The organism is Actinotalea sp. JY-7876, assembly GCF_014042015.1.
In the GTDB taxonomy this organism is placed as follows: Bacteria; Actinomycetota; Actinomycetes; order Actinomycetales; family Cellulomonadaceae; genus Actinotalea.
Genome location: NZ_CP059493.1, coordinates 1,153,264 through 1,173,574, shown reverse-complemented (window position 1 = coordinate 1,173,574; position 20,311 = coordinate 1,153,264). Strand labels below are relative to the sequence as shown.

General features: G+C 74.8%; 18 protein-coding genes. 9 read left to right on the top strand and 9 right to left on the bottom strand.

What is annotated here, in order from left to right:
- Positions 1-51 precede the first annotated feature (51 nt).
- Entirely contained in the window at positions 52-2,631 is a 2,580-nt protein-coding gene (gene pepN / locus H2O74_RS05560; RefSeq protein WP_182113492.1) for an aminopeptidase N, read from the top strand.
- 489 nt (positions 2,632-3,120) lie between these two features.
- Here the strand turns inward: pepN and H2O74_RS16830 are convergent, their stop codons facing one another.
- Complete coding sequence (locus tag H2O74_RS16830) at positions 3,121-4,242, bottom strand: hypothetical protein (protein WP_304518620.1); 1,122 nt, start codon at positions 4,240-4,242, stop codon at positions 3,121-3,123.
- Positions 4,243-4,288: 46 nt separating this feature from the next.
- Positions 4,289-6,445 (bottom strand): 4-alpha-glucanotransferase, encoded by a 2,157-nt coding sequence (gene malQ / locus H2O74_RS05550; RefSeq protein WP_255491806.1) that lies wholly within the window; start codon positions 6,443-6,445, stop codon positions 4,289-4,291.
- 97 nt (positions 6,446-6,542) lie between these two features.
- On the opposite strand from malQ, the gene H2O74_RS05545 reads away from it, so the two are divergent.
- On the top strand, positions 6,543-8,762 hold the full coding sequence (locus H2O74_RS05545; RefSeq protein ID WP_182113490.1) for a prolyl oligopeptidase family protein: 2,220 nt from the start codon (positions 6,543-6,545) through the stop codon (positions 8,760-8,762).
- Positions 8,763-8,773: 11 nt separating this feature from the next.
- Entirely contained in the window at positions 8,774-9,778 is a 1,005-nt protein-coding gene (locus H2O74_RS05540; RefSeq protein ID WP_182113489.1) for a mechanosensitive ion channel family protein, read from the top strand.
- A gap of 6 nt (positions 9,779-9,784) precedes the next feature.
- Here H2O74_RS05540 and H2O74_RS05535 read toward each other — a convergent pair whose 3' ends face one another.
- Genes H2O74_RS05535 through H2O74_RS05520 form a run of 5 tightly spaced genes read right to left on the bottom strand, consistent with a single transcriptional unit; the run spans position 9,785 to position 12,310 of the window.
- On the bottom strand, positions 9,785-10,534 hold the full coding sequence (locus H2O74_RS05535; protein ID WP_182113488.1) for an HAD family phosphatase: 750 nt from the start codon (positions 10,532-10,534) through the stop codon (positions 9,785-9,787).
- The gene (locus H2O74_RS05530; protein ID WP_182113487.1) at positions 10,531-10,992 is read right to left on the bottom strand and encodes a PTS glucose transporter subunit IIA; all 462 of its coding nucleotides are present in this window, start codon (positions 10,990-10,992) and stop codon (positions 10,531-10,533) included. The genes H2O74_RS05535 and H2O74_RS05530 overlap by 4 nt, the downstream gene beginning before the upstream one ends.
- Positions 10,992-11,267 carry a glucose PTS transporter subunit EIIB gene (locus H2O74_RS05525; protein ID WP_255491805.1) on the bottom strand — a complete coding sequence of 92 codons (276 nt, stop codon included), beginning with the start codon at positions 11,265-11,267 and terminating at the stop codon, positions 10,992-10,994. The genes H2O74_RS05530 and H2O74_RS05525 overlap by 1 nt, the downstream gene beginning before the upstream one ends.
- A gap of 6 nt (positions 11,268-11,273) precedes the next feature.
- The gene (locus tag H2O74_RS16465) at positions 11,274-11,513 is read right to left on the bottom strand and encodes a glucose PTS transporter subunit EIIB (RefSeq protein WP_188037401.1); all 240 of its coding nucleotides are present in this window, start codon (positions 11,511-11,513) and stop codon (positions 11,274-11,276) included.
- Complete coding sequence (locus H2O74_RS05520; protein ID WP_255491804.1) at positions 11,510-12,310, bottom strand: GntR family transcriptional regulator; 801 nt, start codon at positions 12,308-12,310, stop codon at positions 11,510-11,512. The genes H2O74_RS16465 and H2O74_RS05520 overlap by 4 nt, the downstream gene beginning before the upstream one ends.
- Positions 12,311-12,558: 248 nt before the next feature.
- On the opposite strand from H2O74_RS05520, the gene H2O74_RS05515 reads away from it, so the two are divergent.
- The 5 genes from H2O74_RS05515 to H2O74_RS05495 all read left to right on the top strand — a co-directional run bounded on the left by H2O74_RS05515 (position 12,559) and on the right by H2O74_RS05495 (position 16,706).
- Positions 12,559-13,935: a PTS transporter subunit EIIC gene (locus H2O74_RS05515; RefSeq protein ID WP_182113485.1), complete on the top strand. Its 1,377-nt coding sequence runs from the start codon at positions 12,559-12,561 to the stop codon at positions 13,933-13,935.
- Positions 13,936-14,024: 89 nt separating this feature from the next.
- Positions 14,025-14,288, top strand: a complete 264-nt coding sequence (locus H2O74_RS05510) for an HPr family phosphocarrier protein (RefSeq protein ID WP_182113484.1) — start codon at positions 14,025-14,027, stop codon at positions 14,286-14,288.
- Positions 14,289-14,403: 115 nt separating this feature from the next.
- A complete protein-coding gene (locus H2O74_RS05505) occupies positions 14,404-14,784 on the top strand; it encodes a globin (RefSeq protein WP_182114077.1) in 381 nt (126 codons plus the stop codon).
- 7 nt (positions 14,785-14,791) lie between these two features.
- Positions 14,792-15,676 carry an acyl-CoA thioesterase II gene (locus tag H2O74_RS05500; RefSeq protein WP_255491803.1) on the top strand — a complete coding sequence of 295 codons (885 nt, stop codon included), beginning with the start codon at positions 14,792-14,794 and terminating at the stop codon, positions 15,674-15,676.
- 49 nt (positions 15,677-15,725) lie between these two features.
- Positions 15,726-16,706, top strand: a complete 981-nt coding sequence (locus H2O74_RS05495; protein WP_182113483.1) for a DNA topoisomerase IB — start codon at positions 15,726-15,728, stop codon at positions 16,704-16,706.
- A gap of 28 nt (positions 16,707-16,734) precedes the next feature.
- On the opposite strand, the gene H2O74_RS05490 is transcribed toward H2O74_RS05495, so the two are convergent.
- Positions 16,735-18,150 (bottom strand): sugar porter family MFS transporter, encoded by a 1,416-nt coding sequence (locus H2O74_RS05490; protein ID WP_182113482.1) that lies wholly within the window; start codon positions 18,148-18,150, stop codon positions 16,735-16,737.
- Positions 18,151-18,257: 107 nt separating this feature from the next.
- Between H2O74_RS05490 and H2O74_RS05485 the strand changes: the two genes are divergently transcribed.
- Complete coding sequence (locus H2O74_RS05485) at positions 18,258-19,781, top strand: SDR family oxidoreductase (RefSeq protein ID WP_182113481.1); 1,524 nt, start codon at positions 18,258-18,260, stop codon at positions 19,779-19,781.
- On the opposite strand, the gene H2O74_RS05480 is transcribed toward H2O74_RS05485, so the two are convergent.
- Positions 19,765-20,274: a thioesterase family protein gene (locus H2O74_RS05480; protein ID WP_182113480.1), complete on the bottom strand. Its 510-nt coding sequence runs from the start codon at positions 20,272-20,274 to the stop codon at positions 19,765-19,767. The two genes, H2O74_RS05485 and H2O74_RS05480, sit on opposite strands and share 17 nt — an antisense overlap.
- Positions 20,275-20,311 lie beyond the last annotated feature (37 nt).

Here is a 20,311-nt window from a genome sequence, read left to right as displayed (position 1 = left end):
CCGGGCCGGCCCTGCGCCGGCCACCGCCCGCCGCCGGAAGGACCCACCACCGTGCCCGCTGAGAACCTCACCCGCGCCGAGGCACGAGAGCGCGCCGGCCTCGTCCGCGTGCACTCGTACGACGTCGCCCTCGACCTGACCACCGGTCCCCGGACGTTCGCCTCCACCACCGTGGTGCGGTTCGCGGCGACCCCCGGGGCGGCGACCTTCCTCGACCTCATCGCGCCCACCGTGCACGAGGTCGTGCTCAACGGCCGGTCGCTCGACCCGGCCGTCGTGGTCGCCGACTCGCGGATCGCGCTCGAGGGCCTGGCGGAGGAGAACGAGGTGCGGGTCGTCGCGGACTGCGCCTACATGAACACCGGTGAGGGCCTGCACCGGTTCGTCGACCCCGTCGACGACGAGGTCTACCTGTACTCGCAGTTCGAGGTCGCGGACTCGCGCCGGGTCTTCGCCGTCTTCGAGCAGCCCGACCTCAAGGCCACCTTCGCCTTCGCCGTGACCGCACCGGCGCACTGGACCGTGATCTCGAACTCGCCGACGCCCGAGCCCCTGCTGCTCACCGGCACCGACTCGCCCGTGGCGCGCTGGTCCTTCGCCCCGACGCCGCGGATCTCGAGCTACATCACCGCGATCGTCGCGGGGCCCTACCACCGTGAGGACGGCGAGCTCACGAGCAGCGACGGGCGGACCATCCCGCTCGGCGTGCTGTGCCGGGCGTCGCTCGCGCAGTACCTCGACACCGACAACATCCTCGACGTGACGCGCGCAGGCTTCGCGTTCTACGAGCAGGCGTTCGGGATGCCCTACCCCTTCGCCAAGTACGACCAGATCTTCGTCCCGGAGTTCAACGCCGGCGCGATGGAGAACGCGGGGGCGGTGACGTTCCTCGAGAACTACGTCTTCCGCTCCAAGGTGCCGGAGGCGACCGTCGAACGCCGCGCGGTGACGATCCTGCACGAGCTCGCCCACATGTGGTTCGGCGACCTCGTGACCATGCGCTGGTGGGACGACCTGTGGCTCAACGAGTCCTTCGCCGAGTACGCCTCGACCCTCGCGGCGGCCGAGGCGACGCGCTGGACCCAGGCGTGGACGACGTTCTCCTCGCTCGAGAAGTCCTGGGCGTACCGCCAGGACCAGCTGCCGTCCACGCACCCGATCGTCGCCGACATCCGCGACCTCGAGGACGTCGAGGTGAACTTCGACGGCATCACCTACGCCAAGGGCGCCTCGGTCCTCAAGCAGCTCGTGGCCTGGGTGGGCCAGGAGCAGTTCCTGGCCGGTGTGCGCGCGTACTTCGCGAAGCACGCGTGGGGCAACACCGAGCTGCGGGACCTGCTCACCGAGCTCGAGGCGACGAGCGGCCGCGACCTCGCCCCGTGGTCCGCGCTGTGGCTGGAGCGGGCCGGCGTGACGCTCCTGCGGCCCCAGGTCGAGACGGACGCGGACGGCGTCATCAGGTCCTTCGCGGTCCTGCAGGAGGTGCCGGCCGAGCACCCCGTCCAGCGTCCGCACCGCCTGGCGATCGGCGGCTACGACCTCGTCGAGCAGCCCGACGGCGCCGTCGTCCTCGAGCGCACGCTGCGCGTCGAGCTCGACGTCGACGGCGAGCGCACCGAGGTCCCCGAGCTCGTCGGCCAGGAGCGCCCGGCCCTGATCCTGGTCAACGACGACGACCTCGCGTACGCCAAGGTGCGCCTGGACCCGGCGTCGCTGGAGCTGGCGACGGCGCACCTGCACTCGTTCACGGACTCGCTGCCCCGCACGCTCGTGTGGAGCGCCGCCTGGGACATGGCGCGCGACGGCGAGCTCGGTGCCCGTGACTTCGTGGCGCTCGTGCTCGCCAACATCGCGCACGAGACGGACTCCTCGGTCGTGCTGGTGCTGCTGCGCCAGCTCACCACCGCGCTGGACCTGTACGTCGCCCCCGAGCACCGTGACGCGGTCGGGCGCGAGGCGGCCGACCGGCTGCTCGCGCTCGCGCGCGCCGCCGCACCGGGCAGCGACACCCAGCTCCAGCTGCTCAAGGCCTTCGCCGCCCGCGCGGCGACGCCCGCACAGCTCGACGCGGTGGCCGCGCTGCTCGACGGCAGCGCAGCGCTCGACGGGCTGACGATCGACACCGACCTGCGGTGGGAGCTGCTCACGAGCCTGGCGGCCGGTGGCCGCGCGGGTGAGCCGGAGATCGCGGCCCAGCTCGCGGCGGACGCGACGGCGACCGGCGAGCGCGCCGCGGCCGCGGCCCGCGCCGCCGTCCCGACGCCCGACGCGAAGCGCGCCGCGTGGGACGCCGTCGTCGAGCGCGACGAGCTCGCGAACGCGCTCCAGACGTCGACGATCGCCGGCTTCGGGCGCGTGCACGACCGCGGGCTCCTGGTCCCGTTCGTCGAGGCGTACTTCGCCGCGATCGAGCGGGTGTGGACCGAGCGCACCAACGAGATCGCGCAGAACGTCGTCGTCGGCCTCTACCCGACCCAGCTGGCCGGGTCCGGCGAGGTCGACGTCCTCGCCCGCACGGACGCGTTCCTCGAGCAGCTCGGCGACCGCCACCCGGCCCTGCGCCGCCTCGTCGTCGAGAACCGCGACGGCGTGCGCCGGGCCCTGGCAGCCCAGGAGCGCGACCGCACCTGACCCCCACCCACCCGCACCGCGGAGCACCGTGCCCCACGCGGAGCCTCGTGCCCCACGCGGAGCCTCGTGCCCGGACCGCGGAGCGTCGTGCCCCATGCGGAGCACCGTGCCCCGACGCGGAGGGTTGTGCTCCGACCGTGGAGCGTCGTGCCAGGACACGCCGGTGTGTCCCGGCACGACGCTCCACGGTCGCGGTGGTGGTGGGTTCCGGGTGGTGCTCCCGGTCCGGATCGGTGGGAGACCCGCGCCCGGCTGGCCCGTGCTGAGTCGGTGGCAGGTGCCAGCGCGATGCACTGAACCGCGGAGCACCGTGCCCGACGCGGAGCACCGTGCCCGCGCGCGGAGCGGCGTGCCGGGAGCGTGGAGCGTCGTGCCGGGACACGCCGGTGTGTCCCGGCACGACGCTCCGCGCTCGGAGGCGTGAGGTCGGGTCGGGCTTCCCGGTCGGGACGGTCGGGGTCGGGGTCGGGGTCGGGGTGACAGGGACCGTCAGGGGTGGGTGGTCGCCAGCCAGCGGCGGGCGGCGCGCGGGGAGCGCAGCCGGACCCAGTGCGGTGCCTGCATCTGCTGGAACCGGACGGCGTTGTCGGCGTGCGAGCGCCAGGCCCAGAGCACGATGTTCTCCTCGGGGTCGCGCGCGACCAGCCCGCGCCAGCTCTCGCGGTTGCCGTTCCACAGCTCGCGGCGGCTCAGCAGGCGGCCCAGGGTCCGGCGGATCACGCGGGCCATGACGACGTGGCGCGGGAAGTCGAGCCAGACGACGGTGTCCGCGTCGTCGAGCAGGGGACCGACCCGCGCCGTGTAGTTGCCGTCGACGACCCAGCCTGCGGGCGCGGCGGCGAGGAACGCCCGGATGCCGGCGTGGAACTCCTCCTCGGACGCGGGCCGCCACCCGGGCTGGTGGAAGATCGCGTCGAGCTCGAGGTGGGGCACCCCGCGCCGCTGGGCGAGCGCCCGGGCGAACGTCGTCTTGCCGCTGCCGGACGTGCCGAAGACCCGCACCCGGCGGCCCCGACCCGCCACGCCGTTCTGGTGCCCGACCCCCGGCACCCCCGAGGGCGCCGCGTCCGAGCCCGGCGCTTCGCCGCCCGGCACCGCACCACGCGTCGCGACCCAGCCCGCGGCGGCCCGCCTGCCCAGACGCAGCCAGCGCCCCGGGTCCGCGGCCGCGAGCCGCGACCAGCGGCGGCGCTCGGCCGCGCGGTGCGCCACGGCCCACCGCAGCGCCGACGCCTCGGCGGCCCGGGTCCAGCCGGGGCGCGGACGGAGCAGTCGGCCCACGAGCCGACCGAAGGTGACGAGCGAGTGCGCCTCGAGCCACAGCACGACGTCGGCCTCGGCGTACGCCAGGCCCACCTGCGCCGCGTCGTCGCCGTCGACCACCCAGCCCGCGGGAGCATCGGCGAGGGCCCGGGCGCACGCCGCGCGGTAGGCGGCGACGTCGGCCGCCTCCCCGCCGGGAAGGCGCATGAGCGCGTCCACCTCGATCACGGGCACGCCGAGGCGCGCGCCGATCCGGTGCGCGAGTCGCGTCTTGCCCACCGCCTGGTGCCCGACGACGCGCACGCGCCGCACCGCCCGCGCCGCCACGGGCACCGCACCGCAGGCCACGGGCAATGACCCTGGAGCCACGTCGCCGCTCGCCCCGCCCGCCCGGTCAGCCGCGCAGGGCGGCCACGAGGGAGCGCAGGCGCGGGTTGTCGAACAGGTCGTCGACCATGACGAGGCGCTGCGCCGAGTCGGCGAGCGGGACCCGCCAGTTGGGGTACTCCTGGTCGGTGCCGGGCTGGTTCTGGGCGCGCCGCTCCCCCACCGCGTCGGCGAGCGAGACCCCGACGAGCACGGAGGGAGACGCCATGACCAGGCGGTGCAGCGCCTCGACGAGCTGCCGCTCGGAGGGGTCCGCGCCGACCAGCCCGCGCTCGGCCACCACGGCGAGCATCTGGTCCCGCTCGGCGCGCGCGGCCTCGCGCACCTTCTCGACGGGCTCGTTCAGCAGGCCGAGCCGGTCGCGCAGGTCCACGTGCTCGAGCGCCAGGTAGCCCGCCGTCGGCGGCAGGTCGTGCGTCGTCACCGTCGCCAGCGCGAGACGCCGGTACCGCTCGGGCGGCATCGGCCGGTCGCCCTCCCACTCGAACCAGAGCACCGAGGTGCCGAGGATCCCGCGCTCCGTGAGGTAGTCGCGCACCCACGGCTCGAAGGTGCCCAGGTCCTCGCCGATGACGACGGCGTTCGCCCGGTGCGCCTCGAGCGCGAGGATCCCGATGAGCGCCTCGTGGTCGTAGCGGACGTACGCGCCCTCCTGGGCACCGTGCCCCTGGGGGATCCACCACAGGCGGAACAGCCCGATGACGTGGTCGATGCGGATGGCGCCCGCGTGCCGCAGCACCGTGCGGAGCATGTCCCGGTACGGCGCGTACGCGGCGCGCGCGAGCGCGTCGGGACGCCACGGGGGCTGCGACCAGTCCTGGCCCTGCTGGTTGTACATGTCCGGCGGTGCGCCGACCGAGACGCCCTGCGCGAGCACGTCCCGCATCGACCACGCGTCGGCGCCCTCCGGGTGCACCCCGACGGCGAGGTCGTGCATGATCCCGATCCGCATGCCGCCCTCGAGGGCCGCGCGCTGGGCGTCGGCGAGCTGCTCGTCGGCGACCCACTGGAGCCACGCCCAGAAGGTGATCCGGTCCGCGAGGCGCGTGCGCAGCTCCGCGACGACGTCCGAGTGGCGGTCGTCGGCACCCGCGGGCCACTCCTCGCCCGCGAAGTGCTCCTGCATCGCGCACCACAGCGCGAAGTCCTCCAGCCCCTGGCCCTGCTCGCGCCGGAACGTGTCGAACGCTGCCTGGCGCGCGGCCGACCGCGGCGCGGCGAACACGACGTCGAGGGCCACCCGCTTCGCCTCCCAGGCGGTGTCGCGGTCGATCGGCCCGGGGTCCTCGCTCAGCGGACGCGCGACCTCGGCCTGCCACTCGACCAGCGAGCGCTCGGCGACCGGCAGGTACGCCGTCTCGGGGATGTCCTCGACGCGCAGGTAGAGCGGGTGGACGAAGCGCCGGCTGGCCGGCAGGTAGGGCGAGGGCGACAGCGGCGGCACCGGCTCCCCGGCGTGCAGCGGGTTGATGAGCAGGAAGTCCGCACCGGTGCGTCGCCCGGCGAGCCACGCCATCTCCCGCAGGTCCGCCAGGTCGCCGACCCCCCACGAGCGCGCGGAGCGCACCGAGTACAGCTGCGCCATGAGGCCCCAGGCGCGTCGCTCGTCGAGGCCGTGGGACAGCTCGAGCCTCGGGGGCGTCACGACGACCGTCGTGCGCGACGTCGTGCCGGCGCTGGTCGCGACGAGCGTGTGCCACCCGAGCGGCACCCCGGCGGGGATCTCGACGGTCGCGCGCCCCAGGGTGCGTCCGTCCACCGTGCGCGGCGGCACGTAGCGGTCGAGCTGCTCCAGCTCGCGGCGCCCGCCGCCCTCCTCCGGGTCGAGCTCGAGCCACGCCTCGAGGGGGTCACCGTCGAGCACGTGGACGGGCACCTCGCGCGTGGTGCCCTCGCGCAGCACGACGACGGGCGGCAGCGGCCGGCGCCACTCCTCGTCCTCGGCCCGCTCGAGCGCGAGCGCCGCCCGCTCCGGCGTGGAGGCGTCGACGCCGAGCGCGGCCAGCACGGCGACCAGCGTCGTCTCGCTCACCTGCGTGAGCACACCGCCGAAGCCCCAGAAGTCCTTCACGACGCCGTAGCGCTCGGCGAGGGCCAGCAGCGCCGGGGGAAGGTCCCCGGCGGCGGGACGGTCGGGGTGGTCGGCAGGCAGGTCGGCAGGCACCCTTCGATCCTGCCAGAGCCGACCCGGTGCGCATCCGGGCAGCGCCGGGCAGCGCCGCGTTGCCCGACCACGCGCCGTCGCGCCGTAGCCTGCGGTCATGACCCTGGGCCCCTATCCCCCGGCCGAGCGCTCCGACGTCGTCGACGACCTGCACGGGCGCCTCGTCCCGGACCCGTACCGCTGGCTCGAGGACGCCGACGCCGACGACACGCGCGCGTGGTCGGCCGCGCAGGACGCGCTCCTCGCCCGCTACTGGACCGGGGACGGCGACGCCGACCGGACGCCCGCCGACGTCGCCCGCTGGCGCGCGCGGCTCGCGGAGCTCATGGCGACGGGGAGCACCGGCACGCCCGTCTGGCGCGGGGAGAGCCACTTCCGCTCCTGGCGCGCGGGGGACGCCGAGCACGCCGTCGTCCAGCTGGTGGGACCCGACGGGCGGGCGCGCACGCTGGTCGACCCCGTGGCGCTGGACCCGGCGGGCACCACCACGCTGGACGCGTGGCAGCCGAGCATCGAGGGTGACCTGCTCGCCTACCAGGTCTCGAGCGGCGGCACCGAGGAGAGCGTCCTGCACGTGCTCGACGTGGCCACCGGCGAGCTCGTCGACGGCCCGATCGACCGCGCCCGCTACTCGCCGGTCGCGTGGCTGCCCGGGGGCGAGGCGTTCTTCTACGTCCGCCGCCTCGAGCCGGCCCTCGTGCCGGCGGGCGAGGAGCAGTACCACCGCCGCGTCTGGCTCCACCGGGTGGGGACGGACCCGGCCACCGACGTCGAGGTCTTCGGTGCCGGGCTGGACCGGACGACGTACTTCGGGGTCAGCGTCACGCGCGACGGACGCTGGCTCCTCGTCAGCGCGTCGGCCGGGACGGCGCCGCGCACGGACGTCTGGATCGCGGACCTCGACGCGTCGGCGCCGCCGACCCCCGACCTGCGCCCCGTGGTGGTGGGGCGCGACGCGGAGACGTCGGCCTGGGTGGGACGCGACGGACGCCTGTACCTGCACACCGACCTCGACGCCCCCCGCGGGCGCCTCGCGGTGACGGACCCGTCCCGCCCCGGACCCGAGCACTGGCGCACGCTCCTCGCGGAGGACCCGGAGGCGGTGCTCCAGGGCGTCGTCCTCCTCGACGACGGCGACGGCGACGAGGCCGCGTGCCGCCCCACCGAGCTGGTCGCGCTGTGGACCAGGCACTCGGTCAGCGAGCTGACCGTGCACGACCCGCTGGACGGCGCGGCGCTGCCCGGCCCGCGGGGACGCGTCCCGCTGCCGGGCCTCGGCACGGTCGCCGGCCTGCGCCGTCGGCCGACGGGCGGCCGGGAGCTGTGGTTCGGCTGGACCGACACGACCACGCCGACGGCGATCCACCGCTGGGACGCCCGCACGGGCGAGGTCACCGGCTGGGCCTCACCTCCCGGGACCCTGCCGCACCTGCCCGAGGTGCGCGCCCGGCAGGTCACCTTCCCGAGCGCCGACGGGACGCCGGTGCGGATGCTCGTCGTCGCCCGCGCGGACCTGCTCGACGACGCCGGCCTGCCCCGCGGGCCGCTGCCGACGATCCTCTACGGCTACGGCGGCTTCCAGATCAGCCTCGACCCCGCGTACTCGGCGACCGCCCTGGCGTGGGTCGAGGCGGGCGGCGCGTACGTCGTCGCGAACCTGCGCGGCGGCGGCGAGGAGGGCGAGCAGTGGCACCGCACCGGGATGCGCGCCCACAAGCAGAACGTCTTCGACGACGCCCACGCGGCGGCCGAGCGGCTGGTGGCCGACGGCTGGACCACCCCGGACCGCCTCGCCGTGTGGGGCGGGTCGAACGGCGGGCTCCTCGTCGGCGCCTTCGTGACCCAGCGGCCGGACCTCGCGGCCGCCGCCGTGTGCAGCGCCCCGCTGCTCGACATGGTCCGCTACCAGCACTTCGGCCTCGGGGTGACGTGGACCGAGGAGTACGGGGACGCGGCCGTGCCGCAGGAGCTGGACTGGCTGCTGGGCTACTCGCCCTACCACCGCGCGGTCGCGGCCGGCGAGCGGGCCGGCGCCGGGCCGGCGTACCCCGCGGTGCTCTTCACCGTGTTCGAGGGCGACACGCGCGTCGACCCCCTGCACGCCCGCAAGACGTGCGCGGCGCTGCAGCACGCGACGTCGGCGTCGCCCGCGGGGGCGCCGGTCCTGCTGCGCCGGGAAACCGGCGTGGGCCACGGCGGCCGCTCGCTCAGCCGCACGCTGGGCCTCACGTCCGAGCAGCTCGCCTTCGTGGCGCGGCAGACCGGGCTCGACGCGGCCCGCGTCGGGGCCGTCGCCGCGACGGCGGGGGCGAACTAGCCTTGGCGACCGTGCCTGCCGTCCTGCTGACCCGTCCCCCGCTGCGCCTGGCGACCGACCTGGCCGAGACCTCGGGCCGGTGGTTCGACTGGCTCCTCGGCGCGCCGCTGAAGAGCGCGGTCGCCGTCGTCATCGGCCTGATCCTGCTGGCCCTGTCCCGGTGGCTCATCACGCGGACGGTCCGCTCCGTCGTGACGGGCGGCGCGAAGATGCGCAGCGGCGCACGGCGCCTCCTCATGAGCACCCGCGTGACCGCCGGGATGGCCGAGTCCAGCGCCCTGATGGTCGCGCGCCGCGTCCAGCGCGCCGAGACGATGGGCTCGGTGCTGCGCTCCTCGGCGGCGTTCCTCGTGGCCATCGCCGTGCTCACGGCCGTCGCCAACATCAACCACTGGGACCTGGGGCCGGTCCTCGCCTCCGCGGGCGTCGCCGGCGTCGCGCTCGGGTTCGGGGCCCAGACGCTCGTCAAGGACTTCATCTCCGGGCTCTTCATGCTCGTCGAGGACCAGTACGGCGTGGGCGACGTCGTGGACCTCGGGGAGGCGTCCGGCACCGTGGAGGCCGTCGGGCTGCGCGTGACCCAGGTCAGGGACATGAACGGCACGCTCTGGTACGTCCGCAACGGCGAGGTGCTGCGCGTCGGCAACATGACGCAGGGCTGGTCGCGGGCCGTCGTCGAGGTGCGGGTCGACCCGGGCGAGGACGTCGAGCGCGTCGAGGGCCTCCTCCGCGAGGCCGCCGGGACGCTGGTCACCGACGAGACGCTCGGTCCCCTCCTGCTGGACGAGCCCGAGGTCACCTCGTTCGAGGACCTCACGGGCGAGTCGGTCATGCTGCGCGTCGTGGTCCGGACCGCGCCCTCCAAGCAGTGGCAGATCCAGCGCGAGCTGCGGGCGCGCCTGCGCGAGACGCTCGGGCGCGAGGGCGTCGCGCTGGCCCTGCCCCGGCGCGAGGTGCTCGTGGAGCGCGAGCGCGCCGCCGGGCCCGACAAGGCCAAGGGCGCCGGCCCGGCGTAGCGCGCGTCAGCTCGAGCGGCCGCCTGCCAGCGCCGCGACGACGAGCCGCAGGTCGGGCAGGGCGACGTCGGCGCCGGGCAGCTCGTGCGGGGCGTTGCTCGTCGTGAGGCCGACCACGTACCCCACGCCGGCCGCGCGGGCCGAGGCGATGCCGGCCGGTGCGTCCTCGGCCGCCACGAGGCCGTCCGGGGCGAGGCCGAGCAGGCGCGCGCCGCGCTCGTAGGGCTCCGGGTGCGGCTTGCCCTCGACGCACTCCTCGGCCGTGACCATCGGCGGGGCGGCCAGGCCGGGAACCTGGGTGCGCAGCGCCGCGAGCGCGCGCTCGACCCACTCGCGCCGGGCCGACGTCACGATCGCCGCCGGCAGCCCGACGTCGGCACACAGCGCGAGCAGCTCGGCGGCGCCCGGCACCACGGCGGGGACCGCGTCGGTCCGCCCGAGCTGCGCGACGACGGCGTCGGTCAGGGCCACGGGGTCCTCGCCGCGCCACGGACCGTCGAGCACGGGGAAGACCTCCACCGCGCGCCGGCCCATGAACTGCCGCACGACGGCGTCGGGGACGTCCCAGCCGCGCTCGGCGAAGTAGTCGGCGAAGGCCGCGCGCTGCAGCGGCTCGCTGTCGACGAGCGTCCCGTCGAGGTCGAGCAGCAGCCCGGCGCCGGGGCGCGCGAGGCGTGCGGCGAGCGCGGCCTCGACGTCGGTGGCGGCCGACGCCCGCCCCGACAGGTCGGAGAGCCCCGGCGAGCCCGCCGTCACGCCCACTCGAGGAAGGGCGTCCCGGCGGCGACCGCGTCACCCGGCTCGACGAGCCCGCGCACGGCGCCGGTCTCGCCCTGGATGGCGACGACCGGGCACACCGGCGACCGACCCCCGGCCGCGACCGCGGCCGCGTCCCAGCTCACGATGCGCTGGCCGGTGCTGACGCGGTCACCCTCGGCGACGTGGAGCGTGAAGCCCTCGCCCGCGAGCTGGACCGTGTCCAGCCCCAGGTGCACCAGGACGGCGTGCTGCTCGTCCACCTGCACGACGAAGGCGTGCGGGTGCAGCTTCGCGATGGTCCCGTCGACCGGCGCGACGGCATCGCTGTCGCCCGCGCCGGTGTCCGGGTCGATCGCGAGGCCCGGGCCCACGATCGCGCCCGCGAAGACGGGGTCGGGCACGTCGGCCATGGCCAGCACCGTGCCGGCGACCGGCGCCACGAGGGTCAGCGGCATCAGCGCAGGTCCTCGATGTCCGAGGCCAGCGTGTCCGCCTCCGGTCCGACGACGACCTGCACGACCTTGCCCGAGCGCACCACGCCGAAGGCACCGAGCGCCTTGAGGGCCGGCTCGTCCAGCAGCGACGGGTCCTCCAGCTCGACCCGGAGCCGCGTGATGCACGGCTCCAGGTCGATGATGTTCGCGTCGCCACCCAGGGCCGCCAGGATCTGCTCAGCCTTGCTCATCGATTCCTCCTCGTTCGCGACGGCGGCTCTGTCGCCGACCGTCAACAGTAGTCACATCAGGTCTTCGAGATCGCTGGCGAGGACGTCCACGGTCGGCCCCACGACGACCTGGACGACACGCCCGGCCACCATGACGCCGTGCGCTCCCGCCGCCTTGAGCGCCGGGACGTCGACGCGTCCGGTGTCGCGCACCTCCGACCGCAGGCGCGTGGTGCACGGCTCGATGTCGACGATGTTCTCGACCCCGCCGAGCGCGGCGAGGATCTTGACCGCCTGGTCCTGCGAGCTCACGTTCCTCCTCCGTCGTCGTGCACATCGGTCCTGCCCGCGCCGGCCATCGATGCGGGAGCCGCGCCGGCCTCGCCGCGCGGCGTGAGGGCCGGCCGCGGCGCGCGCAGCGGCACCCACAGCACGTAGCGGTCCGCCCGGTAGGACGAGCGCGAGTAGGCGCACGCGACGTCGCCCGCGAACGTGCGCCGGGCGAGGCGCAGCACCGCGGCACCCGGGCGCAGGCCCAGCAGCGCCGCGTCCTGGGCGTCCACCTCCGACGCCGCCACCGTGTCCTCCCCCCAGTCCGGGTCGATGCCGCGCCGGCGCAGCTCGCCGTAGATGCTCTCGGGAGCACCGTCCGCGATCAACGACGGCGCGAGCGCCGTGGGGACCCAGGTCTGCTCGATCGCCATCGGCTCCCCGTCGGCGTGCCGGACGCGGTGCAGGTAGTGCACGGGCTCCCCGGGCACCAGGTCCAGCGCGTCCGCGATGTCGGGCGAGGCGGGCACCTCCTCGACCGCGAGCACGCGGCTCGAGGGCACCATGCCGCGTCGGCGCATCTCCTCGCCGAACGAGGCGAGCCGCACCTCGAGGTCGAGCTTCGAGGGGGCGACGAACGTCCCGCGCCCCTGCTCGCGGTGCAGCAGCCCTTCGACCACGAGCGCGTCGACGGCCTGGCGCACGGTCATGCGGGAGACGGCGAACCGGTCGCACAGCACCCGCTCCGACGGGATCGCGTCGCCGACCGAGAGCTCGTGGGTCACCAGGGAGCGGAGGTAGTCGCGCACGCGCACGTACTTGAGCACGGAGTGACGCACCAGGCCGCACCGCCTCTCGGTTCCGCACGTCGTCGGGTGGATCGCGCCGGGTGGTTGACACCGGCGGCGCCATTCCACCATGGTGATCGCCAACTGGTCCAGACATCTAGCGCACTCTTGTCCAGCCAGCCCGGAACCGTCGCAGCCGCCGGTCCGGGAGCCGCCCCATCCGTGCGCGACGTGCCCTGGCGACCCGTGCGCCGGTGCCCGCCGACGCCCGCACACCGACCTGAGGAGTGCCCGCGCCCATGACCGCCACCACCGCCACCGAGGCCCGCGAGAAGCGGCAGATCCCCGGACTCGCCCAGCTCCAACGCATCGGCCGCTCGCTCATGCTGCCGATCGCCTCCCTGCCGGCCGCGGCGCTGCTCCTGCGGCTCGGCCAGCCCGACATGCTCGGTGCCGACGGGCTCGCCGGCGCGTGGGGCGACTGGCTCCTGCCGGTCGCCGCCGTGCTCGCCGCGGCCGGTGGTGCCCTCATGGACAACCTGCCGGTGATCTTCGCGCTCGGCGTCGCGATCGGGTACGCCCGCAAGTCCGACGGCTCGACGGGTCTGGCCGCGCTCATCGGCTACCTCGTGTTCAAGGGCGTCTCCACCGCGATGTCGCCCTTCGTGCTCGGCGCGCCGGCCGAGGGCGAGGAGCAGGAGCTCATCAACTACGGCGTGCTCGGCGGCATCGTCATCGGCCTCGTCGCCGCGCTGCTCTACCAGCGCTTCTACCGGATCAAGCTGCCGGCCTACCTCGCGTTCTTCGGCGGCCGCCGCTTCGTGCCCATCGTCACGGCCTTCGCGGCGATCCTCGTCGCGGTCGTCGGTGCGTTCCTCTACCGCGGCTTCGACGCCGTGCTCGGCGGCGTCAGCGACTGGGTCACCGGCTCCGCGGTGCTCGGCGGCTTCGTCTTCGGCACGCTCAACCGCCTGCTCGTCCCGCTGGGCCTGCACCACATCCTCAACTCGGTGCCGTGGTTCCAGTTCGGCGAGTACGAGAACGCGGCGGGCACCGTCGTCAACGGCGACATCCCGCGCTTCCTCGCGGGCGACCCCACCGCCGGCATCTTCCAGGCCGGCTTCTTCCCGATCATGATGTTCGCCCTCCCGGCGGCCGCGCTCGCCATCGTCCACACGGCGAAGCCGGGCAAGCGCAAGGTCATCGCGGGCATCATGGGCTCCGCCGCGCTCGTCGCGTTCGTCACGGGCGTCACCGAGCCGCTCGAGTTCGCGTTCGTCTACGTGGCGTACCCGCTGTACGTCATCCACGCGATCCTCACGGGTACCTCGCTCGCGCTCGTCAACGCGCTGGACGTGCGCTCCGGCTTCGGGTTCTCGGCCGGTGCGATCGACTACCTGCTGAACTTCCGCATCGCCGAGCAGCCGCTCCTGCTCGTCGTCATCGGCCTGGCCTACGCGGTCATCTACTACGTGCTGTTCCGGTTCGTCATCACGAAGTGGAACCTGCGCACCCCGGGCCGTGAGGACGACGACGCCGGCGACCAGAGCACCGTCCTGGTCGACCAGCCGGCCGGCGAGCCGGTCCCCGCGGTCGCGAGCAGCTCGACGTCGGGCACGACGTCGAGCACGTCGGGCACCACCACGACGCAGCGGCCCGGCACCACGCAGGCCTGAGCGCAGGGCGCGCCGGACCGGCAGGGGGCCCGGTCCGGCGCGCCGCACGTCCGCCCGCCCCCACCCGCACGTCAAGAGATGAGGCCCCCGTGCCCGAGCGCACCGTCACCGTCGCCGTCCCCGAGGGCCTGCACGCCCGGCCGGCCGCCCTGTTCGTCCAGCTCGCCGGCGCGCAGCCGGTCCCGGTCACCATCCGCAAGGAGGGCGGCACCCCGGCCTCCGCGTCGAGCATCCTCGCCGTCATGGCCCTCGGCGCCAAGGGTGGCGAGGACGTCGTCCTGGCCGCCGAGGGTGAGGGCGCCGAGGGGGCGCTCGACGCGCTCGAGGGGTTCCTCACGACCCCGCAGCACTGAGCCGGACGCGCGCACGCGGTGTGACCCACGTCGCCCGGCGCGCACGGACCCGGGCCGTGGCGTACGCGACAATGGGTGTGTGACCTCCGCCGACTCCGGGGCCCCGGGACCTGGCCTGACCGACTCGTTCCACGCCTCGGTCGGGGGCAGCGAGACCTTCCGCCGCCTCGTCGCCGCGTTCTACGAGGGCGTCGCGGAGGACCCGCTGCTGCGCCCGATGTACCCCGAGACCGACCTGGGCCCGGCCGCGGACCGCCTCCAGCTGTTCCTCGAGCAGTACTGGGGCGGGCCCACCACCTACAGCGACACCCGGGGCCACCCGCGCCTGCGGATGCGTCACCACCCCTACCGCGTCAACCCGGCCGCGCGCGACGCCTGGCTGCGCCACATGCGCACCGCGCTCGACTCGCTCGCGCTGCCGCCGTTGCAGCACGCCACCCTGTGGGACTACCTCGAGCGCGCCGCGCACGCGATGGTCAACACGTTCGAGGACTGAGGAGCCCATGCCCGACCCCACCCGCATGCCTGTCGTGACGCCGGACCCGCTCGCCACCGTGCTGGACGTCCTCGAGCTCGACGAGGTCGACGAGAACACCTTCACCGGCGGCAGCCTGCCCAAGCCGGGCGGCCGCGTCTTCGGTGGCCAGGTGCTCGCCCAGACGCTGCTGGCGGCGGCGCGCACCGTCGACCCCGAGCGGCTCCCCCACTCGATCCACGGGTACTTCCTGCGCGCGGGCGACGTGACGCAGCCGATCACGTTCCAGGTCGAGCGGCTGCGCGACGGCCGCTCCTTCAGCGCGCGCCGCACGCACGCGCTGCAGGGCGGCGTGCCGATCCTGTCGATGACGACGTCGTTCCAGGTCGAGCAGGGCGGTGTCGAGCACGCCGACGTCCCGCCCCATGACGTGCCCGAGCCCGACTCGGTGCCCAGCGCGATGGACCTCCTGGCCGCCGTCGACCACCCCGTCGCGGCGTTCTGGACCCAGGCGAGCGCGTTCGACCTGCGGCACGTCGAGGGCTCGATCTACCTCGACCCGGCCGATCAGGTCACCGACCGGCAGATGGTCTGGATGCGCGCGCGGGGGCCGCTGCCGCAGGACCAGGTGCTGCACCGCGCGCTGCTGGCCTACGCGTGCGACCAGGTCATGCTCGAGCCGCTGCTGCGCCGGCACGGCGCGAGCTGGGCGACGCGTGACCTGTCGATCGCGAGCCTCGACCACGCGATGTGGTGGCACCGGCCGGTGAGCGTGGACGAGTGGCTGCTGTACGTCCAGTCCGCGCCCTCGGCGCAGGGCGGGCGCGGCCTCGGGGCCGCCCGGGTCTACACGCGCGACGGGTCGCTGGTCGCGACGATCGCCCAGGAGGGCATGGTCCGGCTGCCCGGCTGAGCAGCGCGCTCGGCGTGCCGGAGCACGCCGGGCCCCGCACACTGTGCGCATGCCTCGACTGCGCCGGGTCCGTGCCAGCGATCCGGGATGGACGCGGCGGCGCCAGGGCCGGGGCGTGATCTACCTCGACGACCAGGGCCAGCGCCTCACGGACCCCGAGGTGATCGCCCGGTGCGCCGGCCTGGTCATCCCCCCGGCGTGGAAGGACGTGTGGATCTCCCCGGCCGAGAACGGGCACATCCAGGCCATGGGGACGGACGACGCCGGCCGGCGCCAGTACCTCTACCACCCGCAGTGGCGCGCGCGGCGCGACCGCGCCAAGCACGAGCAGGTGCTGCTCATGGCGCGCCGGCTGCCCCGGGCCCGGCGCAAGGTCACGGCCGACCTGGAGCTGCCGGGGATGCCGCGGCGCAAGGCGCTGGCGCTGGCGTTCCGCCTGCTCGACGAGGCGTACTTCCGCGCCGGTGGCGAGACGTACGCCAAGCAGAACGGCAGCTACGGCCTCGCGACCGTCCGGCGAGAGCACGTGCGGGTGGACGGCGAGACGGTGAGCTTCACCTACCCCGCCAAGTCGGGCCAGGAGCGGCACAGCCAGGTCGACGACCCGGTCGTGGCACGCCTGGTGCGCGAGCTGCGTGACCGCGACGACGCCAACCCCGAGCTGCTGGCGTGGTTCGACGAGGAGGACGGCGCCTGGAAGGACGTCGCCACCGCGGACATCCAGGCGTACGTCAAGGAGCGGCTCGGGCCGGACGCGCGTCCCAAGGACTTCCGGACGTGGCACGCGAGCGTCCTCGCGGCCGCGGCCCTCGCCGAGGCCGGGGACCCGCCGCGGAGCGAGCGCGCCCGTCGGCGCGTCGTCTCGCAGGTCGTGCGCGAGGTCTCCGACGAGCTCGGCAACACACCGGCGGTCTGCCGGGCCTCGTACATCGACCCGCGCCTGATCGACCTGTGGGAGCGCGGGCGCACGATCGGGCGGCGTCGCACGCGGGCCGCGGCCGAGCGCGCCCTCATCGACCTGCTGACCTGAGCCGCCCTGCTCACCGCGACGCGGGCCGTTACTCCATGTCCTCGAGCTCGCGGCCCTTGGTCTCCTTGACGAACCTCAGCACGAAGAAGAACGAGAGCAGCGCGAAGAAGGTGTAGAGGCCGTACGCCAGGCTCAGGCCGACGGACGACAGCGCCGGGAACGACGTCGAGATGACGAAGTTGCCGATCCACTGGGCCGCCGCAGCGAGGCCCAGCGCGCTGGCACGGATCTTGTTGTTGAACATCTCGCCGAGGAGGACCCACACCGCGGGCCCCCAGGAGGCGCCGAAGAAGACCACGAACCCGTTCGCGGCGACCAGCGCGGTCACGCCCGCGGCGCCGTCGAGCACCGGCTCGCCGTCGACCAGCCGCGCCTGCGCGAAGGTCGCGGCCAGCACCCCGAGACTCACGACCATGCCGGCCGACCCCACGAGCAGGAGCAGGCGGCGCCCCACCTTGTCGATGATCGCGATCGCCACGACCGTGACGACGATGTTCGTGACCGACGTGATGACCGTCTGCAGGAGCGCGTCGTCCTCGCTGAACCCGACGCTGCGCCACAGCGTCGAGGAGTAGTAGAAGATGACGTTGATCCCGACGAACTGCTGGAACAGCGACAGCGCGATACCGACCCAGACGATCGGCAGCAGGCCCAGCGCGGGCCCGCGCAGGTCCCGGAACGACGAGCGCCGCTCGATCGAGACCGTGCGCTTGATCTCCGCCAGCCGCTGGTCGATGCCCGACTTGAGCACCTGGCCCAGCACCCGGCGCGCCTCCTTGTCCCGCCCCCGAGCGACCAGGTAGCGCGGTGACTCGGGGATCTGCAGCGCGAGGATCCCGTAGATGACCGCGGGCAGCGCCTCGGACATGAACATCCAGCGCCAGGCCTCGAGCCCGAGCCACAGCTCCTCGGCGGCCCCGCCCGCGGCGGTGGCCAGGAAGTAGTCGGTCAGCAGCGCGACGAAGATGCCGGTGACGATCGCGAGCTGCTGGAGCGAGCCCAGCCGTCCACGGATCGAGGCGGGCGAGATCTCGGCGATGTAGGCGGGCGCGATGACCGACGCCGCCCCGACGCCCAGGCCGCCGACGACGCGCCACGCGATGAGGTCCCACGCCCCGACGGCGAGGCCCGACCCGATCGCGCTCACCGTGAACAGCACGGCCGAGATCAGCATGACGCGGATGCGGCCCTGCCGGTCGGCGAGCCGCCCGGCGCCCCAGGCGCCGAGCGCGCAGCCCAGCAGCGCCGACGAGACGGCGAAGCCCGTGAGGCCGGCGCCCATCTCGAACTGGTCGCGGATGGCGGTGACCGCGCCGTTGATGACGGCGGTGTCGAAGCCGAACAGGAAGCCGCCCAGCGCGGCGACCGTCGCGAGCAGCACCGCCCGCCCCGTGTCGAACTGCTCCTGCTTCGGCGCACCCGCCGTCGAGTCGGTCGTCGTCACGGCTCCCCCTTGCTCGCCCCTTGCAGCGAACGTAGGCCCGCGGTCCGCGGGCCACCACCGGAACGGAGGGCGGTGCGGGGGCGACCCGACCGACCTACGCTCGGTCGATGGGACTGTCGATCGCCGTCACGGGCGTCACGGGGTACGTCGGCGGCCGGCTCGTGCCCGAGCTGCTGGCCGCCGGTCACCGGGTCCGGGCCGTCGCCCGCAACCCGCGCCGGCTGGAGGGGCGGGACTGGGCCGAGGACGTCGAGCTGGTCGAGGCGGACGCGCAGGAGCTGGACCAGATCCGCGCGGCCCTGACGGGCGTCGACGTCGCCTACTACCTCATCCACTCCCTCGGGTCCGGGCGGCGGTTCGAGGCGAGGGACCGGCGGACGGCGCTCACGTTCGCGCAGGCCGCGCGCGAGGCCGGCGTCGGCCGCATCGTCTACCTCGGCGGGCTGTACCCGGACGGTGAGGACCTCTCACCGCACCTGGAGTCGCGCAAGGAGGTCGGCGAGATCCTCCTCGCCTCGGGCGTGCCGACCACGGTGCTGCGGGCCGCCGTCATCCTCGGCTCGGGCTCGGCGTCGTTCGAGATGATGCGGTACCTCACCGAGCGCCTGCCGGCGATGACGACGCCGCGCTGGGTCGACAACCGCATCCAGCCGATCGCGATCCGCGACGTGCTGCGCTACCTGGTGGGCAGCGCCACCATGCCGCCGCAGGTCGACCGCGCGTTCGACATCGGCGGGCCGGAGGTGCTCACCTACCGCGAGATGATGCAGCGGTACGCGGCCGTCGCGGGGCTGCGCCGGCGCGTCATCGTGGGCGTCGGTGTGCTCACCCCGCGCCTGTCGAGCCTGTGGGTCTCCCTCGTCACGCCGGTGCCCGGGCCGCTCGCGCGACCGCTCGTGGAGTCCCTGGTCCACGAGGTCGTGTGCGACGAGCACGACATCGCCCGCTGGGTGCCCGACCCGCCCGAGGGGCTCGTGGGCTTCGACGACGCCGTGCGCCTCGCCCTGGCGAAGATCCAGGACGCGGACGTGGCGACGCGCTGGTCGTCGGCCTCGGTCCCCGGCGCACCGAGCGGCCCCCTGCCGAGCGACCCGGACTGGGCGGGCGGCTCCCTCTACCGGGACGAGCGGCGCACCCACGTCGACGCCCCCGCCGAGGTGGTGTGGGAGGTCCTGCAGGAGGTGGGTGGTGAGCGCGGCTGGTACTCCTGGCCGCTCGCCTGGCGCGTGCGCGGGCTCCTCGACCGGCTCTCGGGCGGGCCGGGCCTGCGCCGCGGGCGCCGGGACCCGCGCCGTCTGCTGGTCGACGACGCCGTGGACTTCTGGCGCGTCGAGGCGGTCGTCCCCGGTCGCATGATCCGGCTCCGGGCGGAGATGCGTGTACCCGGCCTCGCCTGGCTGGAGCTCGCCGTGCGCCCCGAGCCCGACGGCGGCTCCACCCTGCGCCAGGTGGCGACCTTCCATCCCCACGGACTGCCCGGCCAGCTCTACTGGTGGACCGTCGCGCCGTTCCACGGCGTCGTGTTCGGCGGCATGCAGCGGGGCATGGCGGCCGAGGCCGAGCGGCGGGCCCGGGGGCGCGAGGGCTCGCCGGGGGGACCGCTACCCCGCCCGCTCACCGCGGCACGGTGACGTCGGCCCCGCCCGTCGCCCGGCCGCCGCGGCGGCGCAGGACCAGCGGCTCCTCGAGGTACTCCCCCCACGTCGCGCGCTCGGCCTCGGTGATGCGTCGCGGTCGCCCGGTCGCGGCGTCGATGAGCACCAGCGTGGTCGCGGCCTGGACGAAGACGCGGCGCTCCGGCTCGTCCCCCGTGGTGAGCAGGTAGCACACCTCGATGCTCGCGCCGCCCAGGTGGCCGATCCAGAGCTCGACCACCAGGGGCTCGCGCCGGTAGGAGATCGGCAGCAGGTACTCGATCTCCTGACGGGCCACGAGGGTGTGGGTGCCCGCCCCCGGGTCGGCGTCGAGCACGGCCGTGGGCAGCACGCCCGCGTCCTCGCCGTGGCGCCAGAACGCCGCGATGCGCGCCTCCTCGAGGAGCCGCAGCACCTCGACGTTGTTGACGTGGCCGTAGGCGTCGAGGTCCGCCCAGCGCAGGGGCACGGGGACGTGGAGTCGGGTCATGCGCCCCATAGTGCCGTCCGGACGGGGGTGAGGACGG